This window comes from Lactobacillus isalae (genome assembly GCF_947539375.1).
Taxonomy (GTDB): domain Bacteria; phylum Bacillota; class Bacilli; order Lactobacillales; family Lactobacillaceae; genus Lactobacillus; species Lactobacillus isalae.
The window spans coordinates 1,141,649-1,165,450 of the sequence record NZ_OX443569.1 but is presented as its reverse complement, the minus strand read 5'-3'; the positions used below and the strand labels follow the sequence as shown (position 1 = coordinate 1,165,450).

Below are 23,802 nucleotides of genomic sequence, written 5' to 3'. Positions count from 1 at the left end.
TATGACGAATATTAGAATTGACCATAATTTAAAATTTAAAACAGCCACGCTCGGCTGTTTTTTGCGTTTACCATTAGATAAGAAAACGTTGGCTTTGGCAAATATCTTAGCCTGTATGCAAAGTAACGCTAGTAAGGCGTTTCCCGGAATTAACGTACAAGCGAGAACATTTTCAAACCTTTATAACGCAAGTTTGCAGGTTTTTCCGGAAGTATTTGGAAATCAAATTGTGGTTTTTTACACTATAAATTTTGTTGAGCCAAGAGAAATTCTAGATCCTGATTATAATTATCAGGTAGTAATGGATGCCTTTTTTAAGGTGGTAAAAGAGCCACTTTTTGATGGTCAATTATTAGAATTGGCAAAAAGACAGCTTGAGCAGGAAAGAAAACAATATTATGAATTGCCAGCAAATTTTGCTTTAAGTGGTTTCTTTAATAATTGGTATCGAAGCACTCCGAACTATCAAGATAGTGTTTTTGGGGATGAAGAAACTTTAAAAAATGCTAGCTTAGAAGAAGTTAAATCGTTTTTTGATACTTTGAGAAATGCACCTGCATTTTGCTTGGGTCAAGCTCAAGATCCTGACAGTTTGACTGATTTAGTGCAGCAACAAATTGATTGGGCAGGATATTTTGATGATTTTGTAGTTCCAACGCTGTCTATTCCTACAAAGGAAGATCCAATTGAAAAAGAAATTCAGTTTAAGAGTGAACAAGCTCAACTTTTGATTGGATATGGCTATGATCAATCGCTTCCGGTGCATTTTAAACAATTTGGCGGCTTATTTTTGGGAGAATATCTTGCTGGAGATGAGTCATCTAAATTGTTTACTGAAGTTCGAAAGAAATTAGGCGCCGCTTACGCAATTGATGCTACTAATTACGTTAATAATTCTCTTTTCTTAATAAGTACAGGAATTTCTAAAGATAAGATTACAGCTGCCACTAGAGCAATTAAAAGCAGTGTAAAAGCTGTTCAAGAAGGTAAGGTAGACGAAGATACCTTTGTAAAGGCGAAGGCAGCTTTAAAACGTAATTATCAAATAAGTACTGATCGTCAAGATTTAATTTTGATTCAAATGTTGGCAAACGCTCTTAGAGGACGCGATTATACTTTTACTCAGCGAATCAGCGATGTTGATAGATTTAAGATAGAAAAATTAGTTGAATTTAGCCAAAAATTGTACTTTAACGAAAGCTATTGTTTAAAATGAAAAAATTAGATGTAACAAGCAGAGAATATAAGTCTGGATTTCGAGCAAAGGTAATTAGAAGGCCACTTTTTACTCAAAAATTTATGGGAATTATTGTAGATTTTGGTGGGAGTGATCCACAAAAGTTATGCGGTGGAGCTCATTTTTTAGAACACAAACTATTTACTAAAAAAAATGGAGATATTTCCCAACGATTTGAGGCAATTGGGGCATCAACGAATGCCTTTACTACATACAATGAAACAATGTTCTATGCTAGCTTTACAGAGCATTGGCGGCAAGTTTTACCCCTAATTTTTGAGTTAGTTGGGACAACACACTTTACTAAGAGTAATGTTTCTAAAGAAGCCAAAATTATTGCTCAAGAACTAGCAATGTATCAAGATGATCCTAACTGGCAAGTAAATTATGAATTAATGCAAATGATGTTTCCAAAAACGAATCTGGCTGAAGATTTAACTGGTACCAAGGCTAGTCTGAAGAAAATGACGCCAGATATTTTACAAGAAATTTATGATGATAATTATGTCACCAGCCGGATGGAATTTGTTGCATGTGGGGGATTTAGCGAAAATCAAACAAAAGAGATTCTACGTGAAGTGGGAAAGCTTGAAAGTAAGTACCTAACTTCTAAAAATCTTGCTCCCAAAAAAGTCAAACTTGTAAAGCCGCAAAAGCAGCATAATACAGTTATTGAATCGGATTTAGCCACTTCACGGGTTGGTGTCGGAATTAGATTACCTGATTTTGAAAAGATAGGATTAAAAAATAGCACAGCACAAAGTATTCTTGAAATGATGCTTCAGGCTAAATTAGGAGTAACTAGTCCTTGGTTTGAAAAAATGCAAAAGCAAGGAATTTTAAATTCACCAATGGAACTTCAAGTTTCTTATACTACAGAAGGAAACTTTGCTACAATCATTGGCGCTTCTAATAAACCAGATCTATTTTTAGAAAACACTAAAAACCAACTTTTAGAAGTCCCTATATCTGAAGATGCGTTTGTATTTCAAAAGAAAGAAGCTTTGGCTCAAACAATTAGAGAATTTGATGATTTGAGTACAATTGCGATTGAAGAAGCCGAATATGGACTTGAAAATGATGACTTTAATGTAGCAGTGCAAGCAATTCAATCTTTAAGTTTTAATGAATTTTATACCGCAGTTGATAATATTCTAGCTAAAAGTGATATATTTACTACAATTTTAAAAAGCGAAGAGGAAGCTAATTAAATGAAACGTGCAATAATTTTTGGTGCAACAGGAGGAATCGGTAAGACTATTGCAGCTGAATTAGCTGAAAAAGGTTGGTCCTTATATATTCACTATAATAATAGCAAGCAGGATGCTGAAGAAATGGTAAGAGAACTAATTAGTAGGTATCCAGATCAGGAATTCTTTTCATTGAAACTCGATTTTTTAGCTAAAGACGAGGTAATTAAGAAAACGATTTCCAGTCTTTTACCGATAAGTGCCGCTATTTTTACTCAAGGAATTACTAATTATCAGTTTCTTGGCAGTCAAGGATTAGACCAAATAGAAAAAATTATGCAGGTTAATTTGTTAGTTCCGATAAAGATAACGTCGCTTTTAGAATCACAGCTTTTAAAGCGTGAGCACGGAAGAATAGTGTTTATTGGATCTGTATACGGAGGTCAAGCAAGCGCCCTTGAGAGTGTATATAGTGCAAGTAAAGGCGGCCTATCAAGCTTTGTACAAGGATATGCGCGTGAAGTCGCGTCAGCTAACTTGACAGTAAATGTAATTGCTCCTGGAGCAGTAGATACACCAATGAATGCAATTTTTGATGCGGAGACTTTAAATGAAGTGAAAAATGAGATTCCAGCGGGCCGATTGGCTAGACCAGCAGACATATCGTTTTGGGTGGAGAACTTGCTTGATGAACGTTCGGACTATTTGACAGGCCAAACGATTTATGTCGATGGTGGTTGGCTTGTTTAATGGTTGATTAGTTTGGTATACTCATATTTGAATTATTGCAAAAAGTTGAGAGGATATTATGGCAGATATTGGAGATAAATTACGCAGTGCTCGTAAGGCAAAGGGCATGTCGATTGAAGATGTAGAAAAAATAACCAAGATTCAGCGTAGATATCTTACAGCAATTGAAAATGATGATTTTGATCAATTGCCAGGAGATTTTTATGTGAGAGCTTTTATTAGACAATTTGCTGATGTAGTTGGCCTTAATGGTAAAGAATTGTTAGCAGATTATAAGTCTGAAGTGCCTGAGGCAAAACCAGAAGAATATGTTGAAAATTCGATTGATAATAAGAGCGAGAGAATTAAAGAAACTACCAATAATCGTAAAGGTATGTGGCGTAGTTACTTGCCACAAATTGCTACGGTAGTAGGCGTTGTTTTAGTAATTTTAGTAGTTTACATCGTTTATACACGCTTCTTTACTGGAACCGATCAACAATCAGCAAATCAAGCAGAGAATGTAACTGTTTCTTCTTCTCGTATTAAATCTTCAAAATCTAAAACTTCATCTAAGAAGAAATCAACTTCTAAAGCTACAGCTTCAGAAATTAAGATTTCTAGTTTAGGCAATAATAGCTACCGTGTTAGCGGGATGAAGAATGATCGTACTTTAACTTTAGGTACAACTAAAAATGAAGTTTGGGCACAAATTTTAGTTAACGGTTCTTCAGTTTGGCAAGGAACATTAAAAGCAAATGGCAAACATTCTGTTCAATTGCCACAAAATGTAAGTAATGTTTCTGTACAAATGGGGAATAGCGTTTCAACTACTTTGACCTTAGCTGGTAAAAAGGTAAACGCACATAATGCTACTAATCCAGCTTCACCGATGACAGTGAGATTTACTTTTACTGGACAAACTAGCCAAAGCAGTAGCACTCAAAGTAGTGCAACTACTCAAAGTTCAACTACTACAAATACTGTAAATACTCAAACACAGCAAAACCAAAATACTCAAAACACCCAAGGTACACAAAATACGCAAAATAATACGCAAGGACAAACAACTACTAATCAAAACAACGGAGGTCAAAGTAACCGTTAATGAATTTACCAAATAAATTAACTATGTTCAGAATTTTTATGATTCCAGTTTTTATGCTAGTTTTAATTTTTAACTGGCCAGCTGGTGGTGCAACTTTTTTAGGTGCGCATATTTATTGGTCTCATGTATTGGCTGCAGTAATTTTTGCAGTAGCTTCAATAACTGACTTTTTAGACGGACATATCGCTCGTTCAAGAAATTTAGTTACTAACTTTGGAAAATTTGCTGATCCATTAGCGGATAAAATGTTAACTATGACAGCCTTTGTATTTTTGATTTCATTAAACTTAGCACCAGCATGGGTAGTAGCAATTATTGTTTGCCGCGAACTTGCAGTTACTGGTTTAAGATTAATCTTAGCTGAAAATAAGGGACAAGTTTTGGCAGCAAAGATGCCGGGTAAGATTAAGACAACAACTCAAATGTTATCGATTATTTTCTTATTACTTGGCGATGTTTACTATATTGGTACTATTTTATTGTACATTTGCTTAATCTTTACTATTTACTCTGGTTATGATTACTTTAAGCAGAGTGGTGACGTATTTAAAGGCGAAATTTAAGACTAAAAGAAGCAGAAATGCTTCTTTTTTTTGAAAAAAATAAAGAAAAATTACGTAATAAAAAGTAGAGAAATACGATATTGAACGCTAGTTCGTATTTCTCTTGCTTTTAGGTAGCCAAACCAAGTATAATTATTAATAAATGAATAAGGAGGAAGAGATTTGGCTAAAGATGATAAAAAGAAGGCCTTAGATATTGCCTTAAAGAAGATTGAAAAAGACTTTGGAAAAGGCGCAGTTATGCGCATGGGTGAAAAGGTAGACACTCAAATTTCCACTATTCCTTCCGGTTCACTAGCTTTAGATGCTGCTCTTGGAGTTGGTGGATATCCACGCGGACGAATTATCGAAGTATATGGACCAGAAAGTTCTGGTAAGACGACTGTAGCCCTTCATGCAGTTGCAGAAGTTCAAAAACGTGGAGGAACGGCTGCTTATATTGATGCTGAAAATGCAATGGATCCTGCCTATGCCGAAGCTCTGGGTGTAGATATTGACTCACTAATCTTATCTCAACCAAATACTGGTGAAGAAGGATTACAAATTGCAGATACTTTAATTGCTAGTGGTGCAATTGATATTTTAGTTGTGGATTCAGTTGCCGCTTTAGTACCTAGAGCTGAAATTGATGGAGATATGGGAGATTCTCATGTTGGTTTGCAGGCAAGATTAATGAGCCAGGCCTTACGTAAGTTGTCTGGGAATATTTCTAAGACTAAAACTATTGCCGTTTTCATCAACCAGATTCGTGAAAAAGTTGGGGTTATGTTTGGAAATCCAGAAACTACTCCTGGTGGTCGTGCTTTAAAATTCTATTCTACTATTCGATTAGAAGTTCGTCGTGCAGAACAAATTAAGCAAGGTTCAGATGTAATTGGTAACCGTGTTAAGTTAAAGGTTGTCAAGAACAAGGTTGCTCCACCATTTAAAGTTGCAGAAGTTGATATTATGTATGGTAAGGGAATTTCTCAAACTGGTGAGTTAATTGATATGGCTGCCGACAAAGATATCATTAAAAAGGCTGGTTCATGGTATTCATATGGTGATGATCGTATTGGACAAGGTCGTGAAAATGCTAAGCAGTATCTAGAAGAACATCCAGATGTTTACGATGAAGTAAAAGCAAAAGTTCGCGAAGCATATGGTATTGATGCTAAAGCAATTGAAGATCGTGAAAATCCTGAAAAGATTAAGCAGGAAAAGGAAGCAGCAAATAAAGATGCTGCCGATGAAAAAAGCGAAAAAAAATAGTAAACAAATACAATTAAACCTTGGCTTTTAACTGCCAAGGTTTTTTGTATGATTGACATCACTTCACGATACTTTTATTATTAATAATGTGTGAAATAATTCTATAAAAAAGGCGATAGTAAAAGATATGATAAATACAATTTTAGTTCCTGTTGCTGTCGCTATTGTTTCTGTCTTAGTTGGAGGTTGTGCTGGATATAGTATCCGTAAGAATAAATGGGAAACTCAGGCACAAAACGCAGCTCATGATGCAAAACACATCTTGGCAGATGCAGAAAGTAAAGCTAAAGCTGTAAAAGCTGATCTTGCTTCACAAAAAGAAGCTATGAAGAAAGCAGCAGCTGATGCAAAAAAAGAAAAAATCTTGGAGGCACAAGAAGAAATTCATCATTATCGTGAAAGAGTAGATAATGAGCTTAATGAACGTCGACAAGAAGTTTCTAGACAAGAAAATCGCTTACTGCAACGTGAAGATGCTATTGATCATAAAGATAGTTTGCTGGATCAGAAAGATTCACAACTCACACAAAAAGAAAACCAAATTAAAAAATTGCAGGCTCAAGTTTTAGAAAAAGAAAAGAGAGCCGATCAATTAGTGACCGAGCGAGAGCAAAAGCTCTATGAAGTTGCAGAGTTGAACCAAGAAGATGCTAAAAAGATCGTTTTAGATAAACTTTCTGACCAATTGGTTAAAGAAAGAGCGGAAATGATCGAAGAGAGCAACCAACTTGCTAAAGCAAAAGCAGATCATTTTGCTCGTAAAGTAATTGTTGATGCAATTCAAAGTAGTGCAGCAGATACAGTTTCTGAGAAGACTGTTTCAGTTGTTAATTTACCAAGCGATGATATGAAGGGTCGTATTATTGGTCGTGAAGGTAGAAATATTCGTTCATTTGAGGCTCTAACAGGAGTAGATGTAATTATTGACGATACTCCGGATGTGGTTGTCTTAAGTGGTTTTGATCCAATTAGGCGTGAAATTGCCAAGAGAGCTTTAGAGCGTTTAATTAAAGATGGTCGAATCCATCCGGCACGGATCGAAGAAATGGTCGATCGAGCTCGTAAGGAAGTTAATGACGATATTTACGAAGCTGGAGAAAGTGCCTTAATGGAGCTTGGTATTCATAAGATGCATCCAGAATTAGTAAAAATTTTGGGTCGCTTAAAATATCGTACTTCTTATGGACAAAATGTTTTATCTCACTCAATTGAAGTAGGTAAGTTAACAGGTGTGATGGCTGCTGAACTTGGTTTAGACGAAAAAATAGCGGTACGCGCAGGATTATTACACGATATTGGGAAGTCAATTGATCATGAAATCGAAGGCTCCCATGTAGAAATTGGTGTTGAACTTGCACGAAAGTATCATGAACCAGATTTGGTTGTGAATGCAATTGCTGCTCACCATGATGATGTTCCGAAATTATCATTTATTGCGGAACTAGTTGTGGCTGCTGATACGATTTCCTCAGCTCGACCAGGTGCTCGAAGCGAATCTTTAGAAAATTACATTCGCCGATTAGAGCAATTAGAAACGATTGCTAAGGGTCATATTGGTGTAAAGCAAGCATATGCAATTCAAGCTGGTCGTGAGATAAGAGTAATGGTTGAGCCAGATAAGATTTCAGATGCTCGAACTACTATTCTTGCTCATGACATTAGAAATCAAATTGAACAAGATATGGAATATCCTGGTAACATTAAAGTTACGGTTATTCGAGAAAAACGTGCTGTTGCAATAGCTAAGTAAAGACGAATCTTAAGATTCGTCTTTTTTATTTATCGCTTTATTGTGTTTATATTGGGGTGTAGGTATAATGAAAAAAAGAAGTTTAAGAAAGTAGATTGTTATGTTTCAAACAATTGTAAATATATTCTTACTAGTAATTATAACTGCTGCTATAACTCCTTTTATTAGAAAATTAGCTTTTGTTTTGGGTGCAGTTGATAATCCAAATGCTCGCCGGATTAATAAAAAGCCAATGCCTACTATTGGTGGATTAGCAATTTTTGTGGCTTTTAATATTGGAGAATTTGTTTTACTGAGAAAAGATTTTCCAACGCATGAGCTTTTTTCTGTATTGTTAGCATCTAGTGTTATTATTCTAACTGGTTTGATCGATGATATTTTAGAACTAAAGCCTAGACAAAAAATGTTTGGAATTTTTGTGGCATCTTTAGTTGTATATTTCCTTGCTGGAATTAAAGTGAGAGAATTAAGTTTACCTTTATTAGGGCACATTCAATTAGGTTGGTGGAGTTTTCCAATCACGATTTTTTGGATTCTTGCTTTAACAAATGCTGTTAATTTAATTGATGGCTTAGATGGACTAGCAACGGGTGTTACCTTGATTTCACTTGTAACGATGGGAATTGTCGGATTTTTCTTCTTGAAGAGTTGGCAGCACTATGTTCCTATCATGTGTATCATGTTAGCAGCTTGTTTACTAGGATTTTTGCCGTATAATTTTCATCCTGCTAAAATCTTTTTAGGGGATACCGGTGCGCTATATATTGGCTTTATGATTTCGGTGCTTTCCTTGAAGGGATTAAAGAATGTAACTTTTGTATCATTATTAGTTCCTATTCTAATTTTGGGAGTTCCAATTACTGATACAGTTTATGCAATGATTAGACGCAAGTTGAATAAAAAGAATATTTCTCAAGCAGATAAACATCATTTGCATCATCAGTTAATGCGAATGGGATTAACTCATAGACAAACTGTGTTGGCTATCTATGGAATATCACTTATTTTTTCTTTTGTATCGCTTCTTTCCTTGGTTTCACCTAGATGGGGTATTTGGCTGTTAATTCTAGGATTACTATTTGCAGTTGAACTTTTTGTCGAAACAATTGGATTGTTAGGTGAGAAGTATAAGCCACTTCTCCATTTTTTACAGCGAACTATTAACAAAATGGAACGTGCCGATCCTGAAGTAAAAGTACGACGTTTAAATAAAAAGAATACAGACAAAAAAGATTTACGTTAAGGACAACGTAAATCTTTTTTTATTGTTCATGAAAATTTAAATCAGTAACTGGAATTTCGTTAAATCTTTGATCTAGTTTCTTAAATTCTACTTTTCCAGATAATAGGTTGATCAGATCGTCTTCGACTTTTGAAATTTGATCTAGATCTAAATAGATTTGAATGGTTACATTTGTCGTGTATTCTTGATTAGCTATCAAAATCTGATGTTCTTCTAAGTAGTGATTAATCTCATCTACACGATTGTATGGAATTGAGAATTCGATTCGCTGTTGCATAACACATTTAACGACACCAATATTTTGGACCGCTTCAGTGACTGAATTAGAATAGGCACGAATCAAACCTCCAGCGCCTAACTTAATACCACCGAAGTATCTTGTAACAACTGCTGTTACATCCTTTAGTTTCATTAATTGAAGAGCTTTTAACTCTGGAATTCCAGCTGTTCCAGAAGGCTCACCGTTATCACTTGCTTTGACTTGATTATCGTTCAATCCTAGTGTGTAGGCGTAAGTATTATGTGTTGCATCATGATATTTTTTAGAAATTTGTTCAATAAAGTCTTGAGCTTCTTCAACTGACTTAGTACGAGCTAAAGAGCAGATGAATTTACTTTTCTTAATAACTATTTCATGTTGGCCATTTTGGCTAATTGTTAAATAATTTAATTGTTCTGATGACAAAAAAATCGCCTCCGACTGCGTAATTAATATTGGGTGATAAAATGAGCGAATTAAAAGGACGCCAATGGATATATAATCAAAATAACCATAACATAAACGGTGGCGAAACGACAAAAGTTCCGGCAATGATAAAGGGAATTTGCCAACGATGTAATACTCAGTCATTTTTTAGACTGCCAGATGGTCGACGATATTGCCGAGAATGTATTGGAATCGGAAGAATAACTGAGGGAGATAAGCTAGAGAGAAATATTGAAGATAATGATTATCCCAAAATCTTGAATCCTTTAAGCTGGCAGGGGACTTTAACTGAGCAACAAGAAAAAATTTCAAAAGAATTAGTTAATTCTTTTGAAGAAAAACGCGATCATTTAATTCACGCAGTGACAGGTGCTGGTAAGACGGAGATGCTGTTTAAAGTAGTAGAAGCAGCTTTAAAAAATGGGGCACGAATTGCAATTGCAACTCCTAGAATTGATGTGGTTGATGAATTGTTTCCACGATTTCAGGTGGCTTTTGAAAAGGTAGAAATTGGAAAATATCATGGACGTGAATATCATGAAGCAAAAGATGAACAGTTCATTATCTGCACAACACACCAGCTTTTAAAGTTTTATCGAGCTTTTGATTTAATCGTAATTGATGAGGTAGATTCTTTTCCATTTTTTGAAAATAAAATGCTCCATTTTGCTGCTGAAAATGCTGTAAAAAAAGCGGGTTGCACTTTCTTTCTGACAGCAACTCCAGATGAAAAATTATTGAAGCGAGCAAAGAATAAAACGATTAACTATTCTTTGCTTAAAAGAAGATTTCATCAGGGATTATTGCCTGTGCCAAAAGAGAAATACTTTTTTAAACCGTTTATTTCAGCTAAAGGTAAAATTCATCCTACCTTAATTACTCAAATCAAGAAAGTTCTTATTATGAAAAAGCCTCTTTTGGTATTTGTTCCTAGAATTAAAGAATTGCCAATTTATGAAAAGCATCTAAGTACTATTTTTAAAGAAAATAAAATAGTGAGCGTATATGCAGGAGACAAGAATAGACAGGATAAAGTTGCGAAGTTTCGCAAACAAGAGATTGATATTTTGCTTACGACGACGATTTTAGAGCGAGGAGTAACGTTTAAGCACGTTCAGGTAATTGTAATTGCGGCTGATGATCCGATTTATAATACGCCAAGTTTAGTTCAAATTGCTGGACGAGTGGGAAGAAGCGCAGAAGATAGAGATGGATTAGTGATGTTTTGTTATCACAAATATACTAAAAGCATGCGAGAAGCGATGCGACAGATTAGGATGATGAATAGATGAGTAAATGTTTATTATGTAATTCTAATTTCAGGAGAGAAATTAATTATGAAAAATTATTTTTATTTATAAAGCCTACGAAAAAATATACTTGTAATGATTGTTTACAAAAATTTGCCAAGAAAAAGGGAATACTTTGCCTGGGATGCAGTAAAGAAACGAATGCAAAAGGGATGTGTTCAGACTGTATTCGGTGGAGAAAAATCTATGAGAACAAAATGTTAGACAATCGTTCGATCTATCAGTATAATGATGCTTTCCATGATCTTATGGTGCGATACAAAAGATATGGAGACTATGTTTTATGCAATGTATTAGCTGAATTAGTTGATACTTTACCAGAAGCAGATTATTATGTCCCTGTTCCAAGCGCTCCCAGTCATTTACAAAAAAGAGGCTTTGATACCATTTATTCTATTTATCAAAATTTGGTACCACTAACGAAATTGTTGGTTAAGGAAGATACTGAAAAGGCTCAAGGAGAAAAAAATAGGGAAGAGCGTTTATTAACTACTCAAACATTTTATGCAATAAAGAAGAAAAATATTAGTGGAAAAATTATGTTGCTAGATGATATTTATACAACTGGTAGAACGCTGTATCATGCGCAGGATGCACTACTAAAAGCTTATCCTAATTGTAAAATAAATAGTTTTACGATTAGTAGATAAATCATTAGTAAAACCGCTTTCAATTTGCTATACTAGGTGTGTAAAGAAAAACGTCATAAGACGTTGGAAGGAGAATCTACAATGTTAAAATACAATGTTCGTGGAGAAAATATCGAAGTTACTGATGCCTTAAGAGACTATGTTCAAAAGAGATTGACTAAGCTCGAAAAGTACTTCGAAATTAATTCTGATGTAATTGCTCATATCAATTTAAAGGTTTATCCTGATCACACAGCTAAGGTTGAAGTAACTATTCCACTTCCATACTTAGTCTTACGTGCAGAAGATACAACTGATGATATGTACAAGAGTATTGACTTTGTTTCTGAGAAGTTAGAGCGTCAAATTAGAAAATACAAGACTCGTATTAACAGAAAGAGTCGTGAAAAGGGCTTAAAGGACTTCTTCTATGAAGATTTAGAAGAAGAAAAGAAGGCACCTAAAGAATTTGATATTGTTCGTAACAAGCACTTAGACTTAAAGCCAATGAGTGCTGAAGAAGCAGTTTTACAAATGGATTTATTAGGTCACGATTTCTTTGTTTTTGAAGATGCAGATACTAATGGTACAAGTATTGTATATCGCAGAAATGATGGTCGTTACGGCTTGATTGAAACTAACGAATAATTAAAACAATCTTATAAATTAAGAGTCTCTTGAGCAATGGTTTAGCTTAGGAGGCTTTTTCTTGCAATAGTAGGTTTCTCATTTTTCCAAATTAATGTTAAAATTACATAGTATTATTTTAGATTTGTGCACAAAATTTAAACTTAAGGACCGATTAAATGGCTAATATTCTTAAAAAAATTTATGACAATGACAGAAGAGAATTAAAGAAATTTGAAAAATTAGCAACTAAGGTAGAATCTTTAGCAGATGAATATGAAAAATTGTCTGATGAACAATTGCAGGCTAAGACGCCAGAATTTCGCAAGCGTTTAGAAAAAGGTGAAACCCTAGATGATCTTTTGCCAGAAGCTTTTGCGACAGCACGTGAAGGTGCTAAGAGAGTTTTAGGTCTCTATCCTTTCCGTGTCCAAATCATCGGTGGTATTGCTCTTCACTACGGTAATATCGCAGAAATGATGACTGGTGAAGGTAAGACTTTAACTGCAACTTTACCTGTTTATTTAAATGCTTTAACTGGTAAAGGTGTTCACGTAGTAACTGTTAACGAATACTTGTCTAGTCGTGACGAAAGTGAAATGGGACAATTATATAAGTGGCTTGGTTTGACCGTAGGTTTAAACCTTAACTCAATGTCTGCGGATGAGAAGAGAGACGCTTATAATTGTGATGTTACTTATTCAACCAACTCCGAATTAGGTTTTGACTATTTAAGAGACAACATGGTTGTTTACAAAGATCAAATGGTACAGCGTCCGCTAAATTACGCAATTATTGATGAGGTGGACTCAATCTTAATTGATGAAGCTAGAACGCCTTTGATTATTTCTGGACAAGCTGAACAGGCAAATAGTGAATATATTAGAGCTGATCGCTTCGTTAAAACTTTAACTGAAGATAAAAGTGATGACGATGCAGACGATAACGAAGATCATGGTGATTACAAGATTGATTGGCCAACAAAAACTATTAATTTGACCAATCAAGGAATTAAGAAGGCTTGTGAACACTTTGGTTTAAAGAACTTGTATGACATCGATAATCAAGTTTTAGTTCACCATATTGACCAAGCTTTAAGAGCTAACTACATCATGTTGAAAGATATTGATTACGTAGTACAAAATGGTGAAGTCATGATTGTTGATTCCTTTACTGGACGTGTAATGGAAGGACGTCGCTATTCTGACGGGCTTCACCAAGCAATTGAAGCAAAAGAAGGAGTTAAGATTCAAGAAGAATCTAAGACTCAAGCAACTATTACTTACCAGAACTTCTTTAGAATGTACAAAAAACTTGCTGGTATGACTGGTACGGCTAAGACTGAGGAAGAAGAATTCCGTGAGATCTATAACATGGAAGTAATTACCATTCCAACTAACCGACCAATTGCACGTAAAGATTTACCTGATATTTTATATCCAACTTTAGATTCTAAATTTGAAGCTGTAGTAAAAGAAATTAAAGAACGTCATGCAAAAGGACAACCAGTCTTAGTTGGTACTGTTGCTATTGAAAGTTCTGAACGTTTAAGTCAAATGCTTGATCAAGCTGGCATTCCACATGCAGTTTTGAATGCGAAAAACCATGCTAAAGAAGCTGAAATCATTATGAATGCTGGTCAAAGAGGAGCTGTCACTATTGCTACTAACATGGCCGGTCGTGGTACTGATATTAAGCTAGGGCCTGGTGTTAAAGAATTAGGTGGGTTAGCAGTCATTGGTACTGAGCGTCATGAATCACGTCGTATTGATAACCAACTTCGTGGTAGATCTGGTCGTCAAGGAGATCCTGGTGTAACAAGATTTTATCTGTCTCTAGAAGACGATTTAATGAAGCGTTTTGGTGGAGATCGAGTAAAATTATTCCTTGATCGAATTTCTGATAATGATGATGATAAAGTCATTGAATCACGTATGATTACTAAGCAAGTTGAATCAGCCCAAAAGCGTGTTGAGGGTAATAACTACGATACACGTAAGCAAACGCTACAATATGATGATGTTATGCGTACGCAACGTGAGATTATTTATGGTGAAAGAATGCAGGTTATCTCAGAAGAAAAATCATTGAAACCTGTTTTGATGCCAATGATTAAACGTACGATCGATCATCAAGTTGATATGTATACGCAAGGCGACAAGAAAGACTGGCGTAACGATCAATTGAGAGACTTTATTTCATCAGCAATTACTGACGAAGAAACTACTAAGAAACTTAACATGAAGCACTTAAGTGCCGAAGAACTTAAGAAACGTCTATATAAGATTGCAGAAGATAATTACGCTGAAAAAGAAAAACAACTTGCTGATCCAGAACAAATGCTAGAGTTTGAAAAAGTTGTTATTTTGCGTGTTGTGGATGAACGCTGGACTGATCATATTGATGCGATGGATCAATTACGTCAATCTATTAGCTTGAGAGGATACGGACAACTAAATCCATTAGTTGAGTATCAAGAAGCCGGCTATAGAATGTTTGAAGAAATGATCAGTGATATCGAATTTGATGCCACCCGTCTATTTATGAAGGCTCAAATAAGACAGAACATTAGTCGATAAAAACAAAAAGGGAGGCAGATAATGTCTCTCTTTTTTGCTATTATTAAAGTAAAAATTGATTTATATGATGTGAGGAAATATAAAAATGGAGATTAGTGAAATTCAATCCAAATTAAATGAATTAGATCCTAAGTTAGAGCACTTTAGGAGGTCTCTTTGACTTTGATTCATTAAACGAAGGAATTGCAATCAATGAGCAAAAGATGGCAGAACCTGGCTTTTGGGATAATCAAGAACAAGCACAAAATTTAATTAATGAAACTAACCGGATGAAAGAGAAAAGCGAAAACTTCAAACAACTTGAAGCAAAGTTTGATGATGCACAAACAGCCTTAGAATTACTTAAAGCTGATCCGGATCCTGAATTAAGTGAGGAACTATCTGAAGAGATGGTTTCACTATCACAAAGTTTTCATGATTATGAATTATCATTATTATTATCAGATAAATATGATCAACATAATGCTCTGATGGAAATTCATCCTGGTGCAGGGGGTACAGAAGCTATGGACTGGGCTGATATGCTTTTAAGAATGTATCAGCGCTATGCAGCTAATCACGACTTAAAGTTTGAAATTGAGGACTATGAGCCAGGTGAAGAAGCTGGAGTTAAAAGTGTAAGTATTCGTGTTCAGGGAAAGAATGCTTTTGGTCTACTTAAATCAGAAAACGGTGTGCATCGGTTAGTGAGAATATCTCCTTTTGATTCTGCTAAAAGACGTCATACTTCTTTTGCTTCGGTTGAAGTAATACCTGAAATTGACCAAAGTATTGAGGTCGACATTAATCCAGATGATTTAAGAATTGATGTTTATCGCTCTAGTGGTGCGGGTGGACAGCATATTAACAAGACTTCAAGTGCTGTTCGAATCACTCACTTGCCTACTGGAATTGTTACCTCATCTCAAGCACAGCGTTCTCAATTACAAAATAGAGAAACTGCGATGAACATGCTGCGAGCAAAATTATTCCAGCTAGAAGAAGAAAAGAAGAGAAAGCAGACCGAAGAACTCAAAGGTAATCAAAAAGAAATTGGATTTGGTTCACAGATTCGTTCCTATGTTTTTCATCCATACAATATGGTAAAAGATCATCGTACTAACTTTGAGACTAGTGATGTAAATGGTGTAATGGATGGAAAGCTAGATAATTTTATTTATGCTTATTTACAGTGGCTTTTAAGCCAAAAAAATCCAAACTAAATGTTAAGGAAAAAAGCTTATGGGATTTGTAACTATTTTAATCTTAGTATTAGCTGCATTAGTTATTCTAAGTATTTTATTTTCAATATTTAAGTTCTTTATTGGACTTTTACCTGCTGCATTAATTGTTGCTTTAATAATTTGGTTAATAGCTAAATTTTCTGGCAATAAAAAAGATCCGAATAATTCTGAGGTTCATAATCCAGTGCAGCCTACTACTAATAATCAAAAGCGAAAGAAAGCACGAAATGTTTCAGTCAAAGATGTAGAAGATAAAGAGGATAACAAAAATGGTTGAAGCAGTTAAAGTTAGCGAATTAATAAAAGATGTACCTTCACTTAAAATAGTTGAAGGAAAAGAATACTTAAGTCAAAAATTAATTGATACTTCTGATATTTCACGTCCGGGTCTAGAATTAACAGGATATTTTGACTTTTATCCTAAAAATCGAATTCAACTTTTAGGAAGAACTGAAATTTCTTATAGTGCACGCTTAGATCATGATTTACGTGAACGCGTATTTAATAAGATGGCAACGCCTGAAACACCTTGTTTTATTGTTTCTCGCGGATTACCGATTCCATCTGAAATGCTTGAAGCAGCAGAAAAAGAAAATATTCCAGTACTCTCTAGCAATATGCCTACGACACATTTGTCTAGTGTTATTACTCAATTTTTAGATGAACAATTGGCTCCAAGGAAAAGCATGCACGGTGTATTAGTAGAAATATACGGTATGGGAGTGCTTATTATCGGAAATTCTGGTGTTGGTAAATCCGAAACTGCATTAGATTTGATAAAAAGAGGCCACCGTTTAATTGCGGATGATCGAGTAGATGTTTATCAAAAGGATGATAAAACTGTTGTTGGAGAAGCACCTAAGATTTTAAAGCATCTAATGGAAATTCGTGGAATTGGTATTATTGATGTAATGAACTTATTTGGTGCTGGTGCAGTAAAGAATAGCACTGAGATTAAATTGATTATTCGGTTGCAAAATTGGGATCCTAAGGCTAATTATGATCGTTTAGGCTTTAATGAAAAAACGCAAGAAATTTTTGACGTAAATGTACCGCAAGTAACTGTTCCGGTAAAAGTTGGTCGAAACTTAGCAATTATCATTGAAGTAGCAGCGATGAACTTCAGAGCTAAGAAAATGGGTTATGATGCAAGTCAAAAATTTGAGCAAAATCTAACTGAATTAATTTCAGATAATTCTAAAAAAGGCGAAGGTGAAGGCAAGAAATGAGTTTAGCTTTAAATCCAGTAGCTTTTAATTTGGGGCCAATCCAGGTTAAGTGGTATGGCATTTTAATGGCTACTGGAGTTTTAGTAGCTACTTTAATGGCAATTAATGAAGGAAAAAAACGTCAAATTATGCCTGATGACTTCATTGATTTTCTACTTTGGGCAGTACCGATAGGATTTATCGGGGCGAGAATTTATTATGTTGTTTTTGAATGGGGATATTTTTCTCAGCATCCGGATCAAATAATTGCTATTTGGAACGGCGGAATTGCTATTTATGGCGGTTTAATTGCTGGCTTAATAGTATTACTAGTTTTCTGTCATCAAAGAATGCTGCCACCATTTCTAATGCTAGATATTATTGCACCCGGAGTGATGGCTGCTCAAGTAATTGCTAGATGGGGCAATTTTATGAATCAGGAGGCCCACGGCGCTAAGACGACTTTATCGTTCTTAGAAAGTCTACATTTGCCGCATTTCATTATTCAGCAAATGTATATCAATGGTGCTTATTATCAGCCAACCTATTTATATGAATCAACTTTAAACTTAATTGGTTTGATCTTAATTTTAAGTCTGCGACACAAAAAACATCTATTTAAACGTGGAGAAATATTTTTAAGTTATGTGATTTGGTATTCTGCCGTTCGTTTCTTTGTTGAAGGGATGAGAACGGATAGTTTGTATATTGCTAATACAATTAGGGTTTCCCAAGCATTGAGTTTGATTTTGTTCTTTGGAGCAATTATTCTTTGGATTTACCGGCGAAAAGTTGTAAAACCAAAATGGTATTTAGCTGGTAGTGGATTAAAATACCCGTATAATAGAGATTGAAAGAAATAATTTTTTATAGAAAGTTTGAGTAAGAAAATGGCAAAGATTGCAGTTTTAGGTAATGGTTCATGGGGTTCTGTTCTCGGTTCAATGCTAGCTGATAACGGAAATGATGTAGTATTATATGGAAATATCGATAGCGTTAACCAAGAAATTAATGAGCACCATACTAATACTCACTACATGAAAGATTGGAAACTTAATCCTAATGTACCAGCTACTGGAGATTTAGAAAAAGCGTTAGATGGTGCAGAAATTGTTTTATTTGTTCTTCCAACTAAAGCAGTTCGAATTGTAGCTAAAAATGTACGTAAAATTTTAGATAAAAGTGGTGCTGCACCTTTATTGGTAACTGCAACTAAAGGAATTGAACCAGGAAGTAAAAAATTAATTTCTGATATTTTAACTGAAGAAATTTATCCAAATGATAGTGAAAAGATTGTCGCTATTTCCGGTCCAAGTCATGCTGAAAATGTTGCACAAAAAGATTTAACCGCAATAGCTTGTGCTTCAACTAGTGAAGAAAATGCTAAGAGAATTCAAGAGGTTTTCTCAAATAACTATGTCCGCTTCTATACTAATAATGATTTAGTTGGAGTAGAAGTAGGTGGTGCTGTAAAGAATGTTATTGCAATTGCAGCAGGTATTTTAGTTGGTCAAGGATACGGTGATGATGCTAAGGCCGCTTTAATGACTCGTGGTTTGGCCGAAATTACACGTTTAGGTGTAAATTACTTTGGTGCAAAACCAATGACATTTTCTGGTTTATCTGGCATTGGTGACTTAATTGTTACTTGTACTTCAGTTAACTCACGTAACTGGCGTGCTGGTAAACAAATTGGTGAAGGAAAGAGCCTAGACTATGTCTTAGAAAATATGGGTCAAGTTGTTGAAGGAGCAACAACTGTTAAGGCTGTTCATGAATTAGCTCAAGAAAAGAATATCGATATGCCAATTAGTGAAGCAATTTATCGAGTTTTATATGAAAATGCTAATGTTGAAGATGAAATTAAACAGATGATGGGAAGAGCTCCAAAACCTGAAATTCAACTTTAAGCAAAAGAATTGCATTTTTTGTTTTCGCATAGTATTATATGCTTACAAAAAGTAAGAATAGAGGCGAGAATATGTCTGAGAAAAAAACATATGATGTAATTGTAATTGGCGCTGGTCCTGGTGGATTAACTGCTGCCTTATATGCTGCTCGGGCTAACTTAAAAGTCGTGATTTTAGACCGTGGAATTTATGGCGGTCAAATGAATAATACAGCTGGAATTGATAATTATCCTGGTTTTGTCGACATTCAAGGACCTGAATTAGGTGAAAAGATGTATCAAACTGCTATGAATGCTGGTGCTGAATTTGCTTATGGCGATGTACAAAGTATTGAGCAAGATGGCAATAAAAAGATTGTTAAAACTGATTCAGGTGAATATGAAGCAGGTGCAGTAGTAATTGCAACTGGCGCAGTTCATAAGCATCTTGGAGTTCCTGGTGAAGAAGAATATGCCGGAAAAGGTGTATCTTACTGTGCAGTTTGTGATGCTGCATTCTTCAGAGATGAGGATGTTGCAGTCATTGGTGGTGGTGATTCAGCTATTCAAGAAGGATTATATTTAGCTCAATCAGCTAAATCCGTAACTGTTATTCACCGTCGTGATCAACTTCGTGCCAAAGCCGAATTGCAAAAGAAGGCTTTTGAAAATGATAAAATGAAGTTTATCTGGAATGCTCAAACTGAAGAAATTGTCGGTGATGGTAATAAGGTAACCGGTGTTAAATACAAGGATAAAGAAACTGGTGAAGAAAAAGAAGTTAAAGTAGCTGGTGTATTTATCTACGTTGGTATTCAACCACAAACGGATGCTTTTAAAAATTTAGGCATTACTGATGAACAAGGTTGGATTTTAACTGATGACAATATGCGTACTAAAGTTGATGGTATTTTTGCTTTAGGTGATGTTCGTGCTAAGGAACTCCGTCAAATTGCAACGGCAGTTGGCGAAGGAAGTATTGCTGGTCAGGAAGTCTACAACTACTATCAAGGTTTGAGCGAAAAGTAAATTATCCAAACTAAAAGCTGTCTATCATGAGTTGGTAGACAGCTTTTGTGGTACGTGAAATTAAAATTATTATTTTGCTTTATTCTTTACTTATCTTCGTAGCCCTTTGGGTGGCTCTTGTGCCAGTTCCAAGCAGTTGCGATAACGTCATCAACATTTTCATGCTTTGGCTTCCAGCCTAGAACTTTACGCGCCTTACTTGAGTCGGCAACTAATGAGTCAGGATCTCCGCCTCTTCTTGGTCCAATAGTGTAAGGGATGTCAATGCCAGTAACTTTCTTAGCAGCTTCAAGAATTTCTAAGTTTGAGTAACCTTGAGCAGTACCTAAGTTAAAGACATCAGACTTGTTAGTTTCCATTACGTGCTTAAGAGCTAAGATATGAGCGTCAATTAAGTCTTCAACTTGAACGTAGTCACGGACATTAGTACCGTCTTTAGTGTCATAGTCGTCACCAAAAATAGTAAAGTTGCCATCACCAGAAATAGCACTCTTTAAGATATTTGGAATTAGGTGAGTTTCAGGACCGTGATCTTCACCAATTGAGCCGTCGCTTGAAGCACCAGCAACATTAAAGTAGCGAAGAGCGATAGACTTAATGCCGTTAGCCTTGTCAGCCCAGTGCATAATCTTTTCCATCATCATCTTGGTTTCACCATAAGGATTGATTGGATCAAGTGGTGTATCTTCAGTAATCGGTAAAGTCTTTGGAATACCATAAGTAGCAGCGGATGAAGAAAATACTAAGTATTTAACTTTAGCGTCCTCCATTGCTTGAAGAAGAGAAATCATACCAGAAACATTGTTGTCATAGTACTTCAAAGGCTTTTTAACAGATTCAGGAACTAAAGAGTAAGCGGCAAAGTGCATAACAGCATCAATGTTTTCATCACGTAAAATCTTGCTTACTAAGTTAGTATCTTCGATATCGCCTTGGTAAAATTTAGCTCTCTTGTCAACGGCCTTTCTATGGCCAGTGTAGAGAGAATCAAGGACAACAACATCGTTACCTTCTTCAATTAATTTTCTAACAGCGTGAGAGCCGATATAACCGGCACCACCAATAACTAATACTCGCATGTTATACTCCTTTGCTTAATTATTTTTTGAAATCGATTACATTATAACATGTAAGCTAATAAAATGTTTACTTACTTAGTAAATAATTTAGTAATAGCTTATTTATAAAGACTGTGATACAGTATTTATGAATGAAGAAAAGTGGTGGAATACATGACAACGATTAAAGAAATAGCTGCTAAATCTGGTTATTCACCTGCAACAGTATCACGATTATTGAGTAATGATCCTCGTTTATCGGTTACTTCTGAAACGAAAAGCAAAATTTTAAAAGTCGCAAATGAATTGGGATATTTTAAAAAGAATAGTAACAAGATAACTAACTTAAGGCCAGAAATAGCCTTACTTTATCGAGTAAATGGAAATGAGCAATTACAAGATGAGTACTTTTCTTTTTTACGAGATGCGCTTAAGAAAGTGGCGAAAGAAAAAGAAATAAATCTTACAATATTTACAAGTGTTTCAGAACTTGTAAAACAGGCTTCAATATTTCAAGGCTTTTTAGGAGTTGGGACAGCGGAAATTAGTTATAAAGAATTAGAAAGATTGCATGATGTCCTACCTAGCGGTATCTTTATTGATATTAATCCTGCTCCAAGTTTATTTGATTCTGTTCAGCCTAATCTTGAATTGACTGTACAAGATGCAATTGAAAAACTGCTTTCCCGCGGTTACACTAATTTAGGCTATATTGGCGCTGAAAGTTTTACTTTAGATCATAAGCCTCAAAGAGATATTCGTGAAATTACCTTTACTGAGTATTGTAAGACTCGTGGAGTGAAAAAGACTGAAGTCTTTGCTAAAGGGATTGTTAGCGTGAAGAATGGTTATCAATTAGCAAAAGAAGTGGTGACAAAATTAGGTAAAAGTTTGCCTGATGCTTTTATTATTGCGTCTGATACGCTAAGTGTTGGAGTTTTACAATATTTTAATGAAGTAGGAATTAGGGTTCCAAAGGATACGGCCATTATTAGTATTAATAATAGTGAAGTGGCTAAATATATCTCTCCGCCACTTACTTCGTACAACATTGATCAAGTAGCTTTAAGTAAATTAGCCATTTCGGTTTTACTGATGAGAATTACAAATTATGAGTTACCTAAGGTTCATGTAACAATGAATACCGATTTAATTGTTAGAAAGAGTTTTAATTAGCACATTGAGTTTATCAATGTGCTTTTTTGTAAAAATGATTAGTAAATATATTTACTAAATTAATAAACAGTTTTATAATTATTTATGAAAACGATTACAAGATAAAGTTAATTTAAGAGGTAAAAATTATGAATAAAGATGAATTACTTAAAGACTATCAAGAAGTATTTATTGATAGTGGAAAAGATGTTTTCTTCTCACCTGGTCGAATTAATGTGATTGGAGAGCATACTGACTATAATGGAGGACATGTTTTTCCAGCAGCAATTAGTTTAGGTGTTTACGGCGTTTATGGACCAAGAGATGACAAAAAGGTTCGTCTTTATTCAGGTAATGTAGATGGTGAAATTGTTGAATTTGATTTAGATGATGATTCAGTAGAAAAAGATAAACGCTTTTGGACTAATTATTTTAAAGGAATGATTACTTATTTACGTCAAAGAGAAGACGGCGAAAAAATTAACCATGGTTTTAACCTTTATATTAAAGCTGACTTACCATCAGGATCTGGTCTATCTTCAAGTGCAGCAATTGAAATGCTAATGGGGATGATTTTAAAAGATGAATTTGATTTAGATGTTGATCGTCCAACTTTGGCAAGACTAGGACAAAAAACTGAAAATGAATTCGTTGGCCTAAATTCAGGAATCATGGATCAATTTGCTTGCATCATGGGTAAAAAAGATAGTGCTATTTTCCTTGATTGTAACACGATGGAATATGAATATAAGCCACTTAAACTGGGCGATTATGAAATTATTATTATGTCTACTAATAAAGAGCATACTTTAGCAGATTCTGCTTATAACGATCGTGTTAGTGAATGTCACAAGGCCTTAAAAAAACTACAAACTAAGCTTGATATTAAAGCACTAGGTGAACTAGACGATAATACTTTTGATGAATATTCATACCTAATTAACGATGAAACGGAATTAAAACGTGCTCGTCATGCAGTTAGTGAAAACGGAAGAACAATCAGAGCAACTAAAGCCATGGAAGATAACGATCTTGAAAAATTGGGTCGATTGATTGATGCATCTCATATTTCCCTTCATTATGACTATGAAGTAACGGGTAAGGAACTTGATACTTTAGCAGAAGCAGCTTGGAAACAAGACGGAGTTTTAGGAGCCAGAATGATTGGTGGCGGTTTTGGCGGTAGCGCAATTGCAATTGTGAAGAAGAACGAAGCTGAAAACTTTAAGAAAAATGTTGGCAAGATTTATCGAGATGCAATTGGTTATGACGCAAGCTTCTATGATGCAGAAATTGTAGATGGAACTAAGAGAATTTAA

General features: G+C 35.0%; 22 protein-coding genes. 20 read left to right on the top strand and 2 right to left on the bottom strand.

Annotated features, from left to right (window positions below; genetic code table 11):
- Position 1 precedes the first annotated feature (1 nt).
- The 8 genes from QM512_RS05715 to QM512_RS05680 all read left to right on the top strand — a co-directional run bounded on the left by QM512_RS05715 (position 2) and on the right by QM512_RS05680 (position 9,071).
- Positions 2–1,216, top strand: coding sequence for a M16 family metallopeptidase (locus QM512_RS05715; RefSeq protein WP_282804833.1), 1,215 nt, complete (start codon positions 2–4; stop codon positions 1,214–1,216).
- Positions 1,213–2,448, top strand: a complete 1,236-nt coding sequence (locus QM512_RS05710) for a M16 family metallopeptidase (RefSeq protein WP_282804832.1) — start codon at positions 1,213–1,215, stop codon at positions 2,446–2,448. Before QM512_RS05715 ends, QM512_RS05710 begins: the two co-directional genes overlap by 4 nt.
- On the top strand, positions 2,449–3,177 hold the full coding sequence (ymfI, locus tag QM512_RS05705) for an elongation factor P 5-aminopentanone reductase (protein WP_282804831.1): 729 nt from the start codon (positions 2,449–2,451) through the stop codon (positions 3,175–3,177). It abuts the gene before it with no gap.
- Positions 3,178–3,235: 58 nt separating this feature from the next.
- Complete coding sequence (locus tag QM512_RS05700; RefSeq protein ID WP_282804830.1) at positions 3,236–4,264, top strand: helix-turn-helix domain-containing protein; 1,029 nt, start codon at positions 3,236–3,238, stop codon at positions 4,262–4,264.
- Positions 4,264–4,827, top strand: a complete 564-nt coding sequence (gene pgsA, locus QM512_RS05695) for a CDP-diacylglycerol--glycerol-3-phosphate 3-phosphatidyltransferase (protein WP_004893865.1) — start codon at positions 4,264–4,266, stop codon at positions 4,825–4,827. The genes QM512_RS05700 and pgsA overlap by 1 nt, the downstream gene beginning before the upstream one ends.
- A 162-nt stretch (positions 4,828–4,989) precedes the next feature.
- Positions 4,990–6,078 carry a recombinase RecA gene (recA, locus tag QM512_RS05690; protein WP_282804829.1) on the top strand — a complete coding sequence of 363 codons (1,089 nt, stop codon included), beginning with the start codon at positions 4,990–4,992 and terminating at the stop codon, positions 6,076–6,078.
- Between the two features lie 127 nt (positions 6,079–6,205).
- On the top strand, positions 6,206–7,828 hold the full coding sequence (gene rny / locus QM512_RS05685; RefSeq protein ID WP_282804828.1) for a ribonuclease Y: 1,623 nt from the start codon (positions 6,206–6,208) through the stop codon (positions 7,826–7,828).
- Positions 7,829–7,928: 100 nt separating this feature from the next.
- Entirely contained in the window at positions 7,929–9,071 is a 1,143-nt protein-coding gene (locus QM512_RS05680; RefSeq protein WP_282804827.1) for a glycosyltransferase family 4 protein, read from the top strand.
- A gap of 19 nt (positions 9,072–9,090) precedes the next feature.
- Here the strand turns inward: QM512_RS05680 and QM512_RS05675 are convergent, their stop codons facing one another.
- Positions 9,091–9,756 carry a YigZ family protein gene (locus QM512_RS05675; RefSeq protein ID WP_282804826.1) on the bottom strand — a complete coding sequence of 222 codons (666 nt, stop codon included), beginning with the start codon at positions 9,754–9,756 and terminating at the stop codon, positions 9,091–9,093.
- A gap of 41 nt (positions 9,757–9,797) precedes the next feature.
- On the opposite strand from QM512_RS05675, the gene QM512_RS05670 reads away from it, so the two are divergent.
- The 10 genes from QM512_RS05670 to trxB all read left to right on the top strand — a co-directional run bounded on the left by QM512_RS05670 (position 9,798) and on the right by trxB (position 20,270).
- Positions 9,798–11,069 (top strand): DEAD/DEAH box helicase family protein, encoded by a 1,272-nt coding sequence (locus QM512_RS05670; RefSeq protein WP_282804825.1) that lies wholly within the window; start codon positions 9,798–9,800, stop codon positions 11,067–11,069.
- A complete protein-coding gene (locus QM512_RS05665) occupies positions 11,066–11,737 on the top strand; it encodes a ComF family protein (protein ID WP_282804824.1) in 672 nt (223 codons plus the stop codon). The genes QM512_RS05670 and QM512_RS05665 overlap by 4 nt, the downstream gene beginning before the upstream one ends.
- An 81-nt stretch (positions 11,738–11,818) precedes the next feature.
- Positions 11,819–12,364, top strand: a complete 546-nt coding sequence (hpf, locus tag QM512_RS05660) for a ribosome hibernation-promoting factor, HPF/YfiA family (protein ID WP_282804823.1) — start codon at positions 11,819–11,821, stop codon at positions 12,362–12,364.
- A 158-nt stretch (positions 12,365–12,522) separates the two neighbouring features.
- Complete coding sequence (gene secA, locus QM512_RS05655; protein ID WP_282804822.1) at positions 12,523–14,922, top strand: preprotein translocase subunit SecA; 2,400 nt, start codon at positions 12,523–12,525, stop codon at positions 14,920–14,922.
- Positions 14,923–15,007: 85 nt separating this feature from the next.
- A protein-coding gene (prfB, locus tag QM512_RS05650) for a peptide chain release factor 2 (RefSeq protein WP_282804821.1) occupies positions 15,008–16,124 on the top strand; the annotation gives its coding sequence in 2 pieces (ribosomal slippage) (positions 15,008–15,079 and positions 15,081–16,124; 1,116 coding nt in all).
- A 19-nt stretch (positions 16,125–16,143) separates the two neighbouring features.
- Complete coding sequence (locus tag QM512_RS05645; protein WP_282804820.1) at positions 16,144–16,422, top strand: hypothetical protein; 279 nt, start codon at positions 16,144–16,146, stop codon at positions 16,420–16,422.
- Positions 16,415–17,374 carry an HPr(Ser) kinase/phosphatase gene (hprK, locus tag QM512_RS05640; protein ID WP_282804819.1) on the top strand — a complete coding sequence of 320 codons (960 nt, stop codon included), beginning with the start codon at positions 16,415–16,417 and terminating at the stop codon, positions 17,372–17,374. The genes QM512_RS05645 and hprK overlap by 8 nt, the downstream gene beginning before the upstream one ends.
- Complete coding sequence (lgt, locus tag QM512_RS05635; RefSeq protein ID WP_282804818.1) at positions 17,371–18,207, top strand: prolipoprotein diacylglyceryl transferase; 837 nt, start codon at positions 17,371–17,373, stop codon at positions 18,205–18,207. Before hprK ends, lgt begins: the two co-directional genes overlap by 4 nt.
- Positions 18,208–18,243: 36 nt before the next feature.
- Entirely contained in the window at positions 18,244–19,263 is a 1,020-nt protein-coding gene (locus QM512_RS05630; protein ID WP_282804817.1) for an NAD(P)H-dependent glycerol-3-phosphate dehydrogenase, read from the top strand.
- Positions 19,264–19,334: 71 nt separating this feature from the next.
- A complete protein-coding gene (gene trxB, locus QM512_RS05625; RefSeq protein WP_282804816.1) occupies positions 19,335–20,270 on the top strand; it encodes a thioredoxin-disulfide reductase in 936 nt (311 codons plus the stop codon).
- 86 nt (positions 20,271–20,356) lie between these two features.
- Here the strand turns inward: trxB and galE are convergent, their stop codons facing one another.
- Positions 20,357–21,349, bottom strand: a complete 993-nt coding sequence (galE, locus tag QM512_RS05620) for a UDP-glucose 4-epimerase GalE (RefSeq protein WP_282804815.1) — start codon at positions 21,347–21,349, stop codon at positions 20,357–20,359.
- Between the two features lie 153 nt (positions 21,350–21,502).
- Here galE and QM512_RS05615 point away from each other — a divergent pair, with 153 nt between their 5' ends.
- Both QM512_RS05615 and QM512_RS05610 read left to right on the top strand, forming a co-directional pair.
- Positions 21,503–22,504 (top strand): LacI family DNA-binding transcriptional regulator, encoded by a 1,002-nt coding sequence (locus QM512_RS05615; RefSeq protein ID WP_282804814.1) that lies wholly within the window; start codon positions 21,503–21,505, stop codon positions 22,502–22,504.
- Positions 22,505–22,632: 128 nt separating this feature from the next.
- Positions 22,633–23,802 (top strand): galactokinase, encoded by a 1,170-nt coding sequence (locus QM512_RS05610; protein ID WP_282804813.1) that lies wholly within the window; start codon positions 22,633–22,635, stop codon positions 23,800–23,802.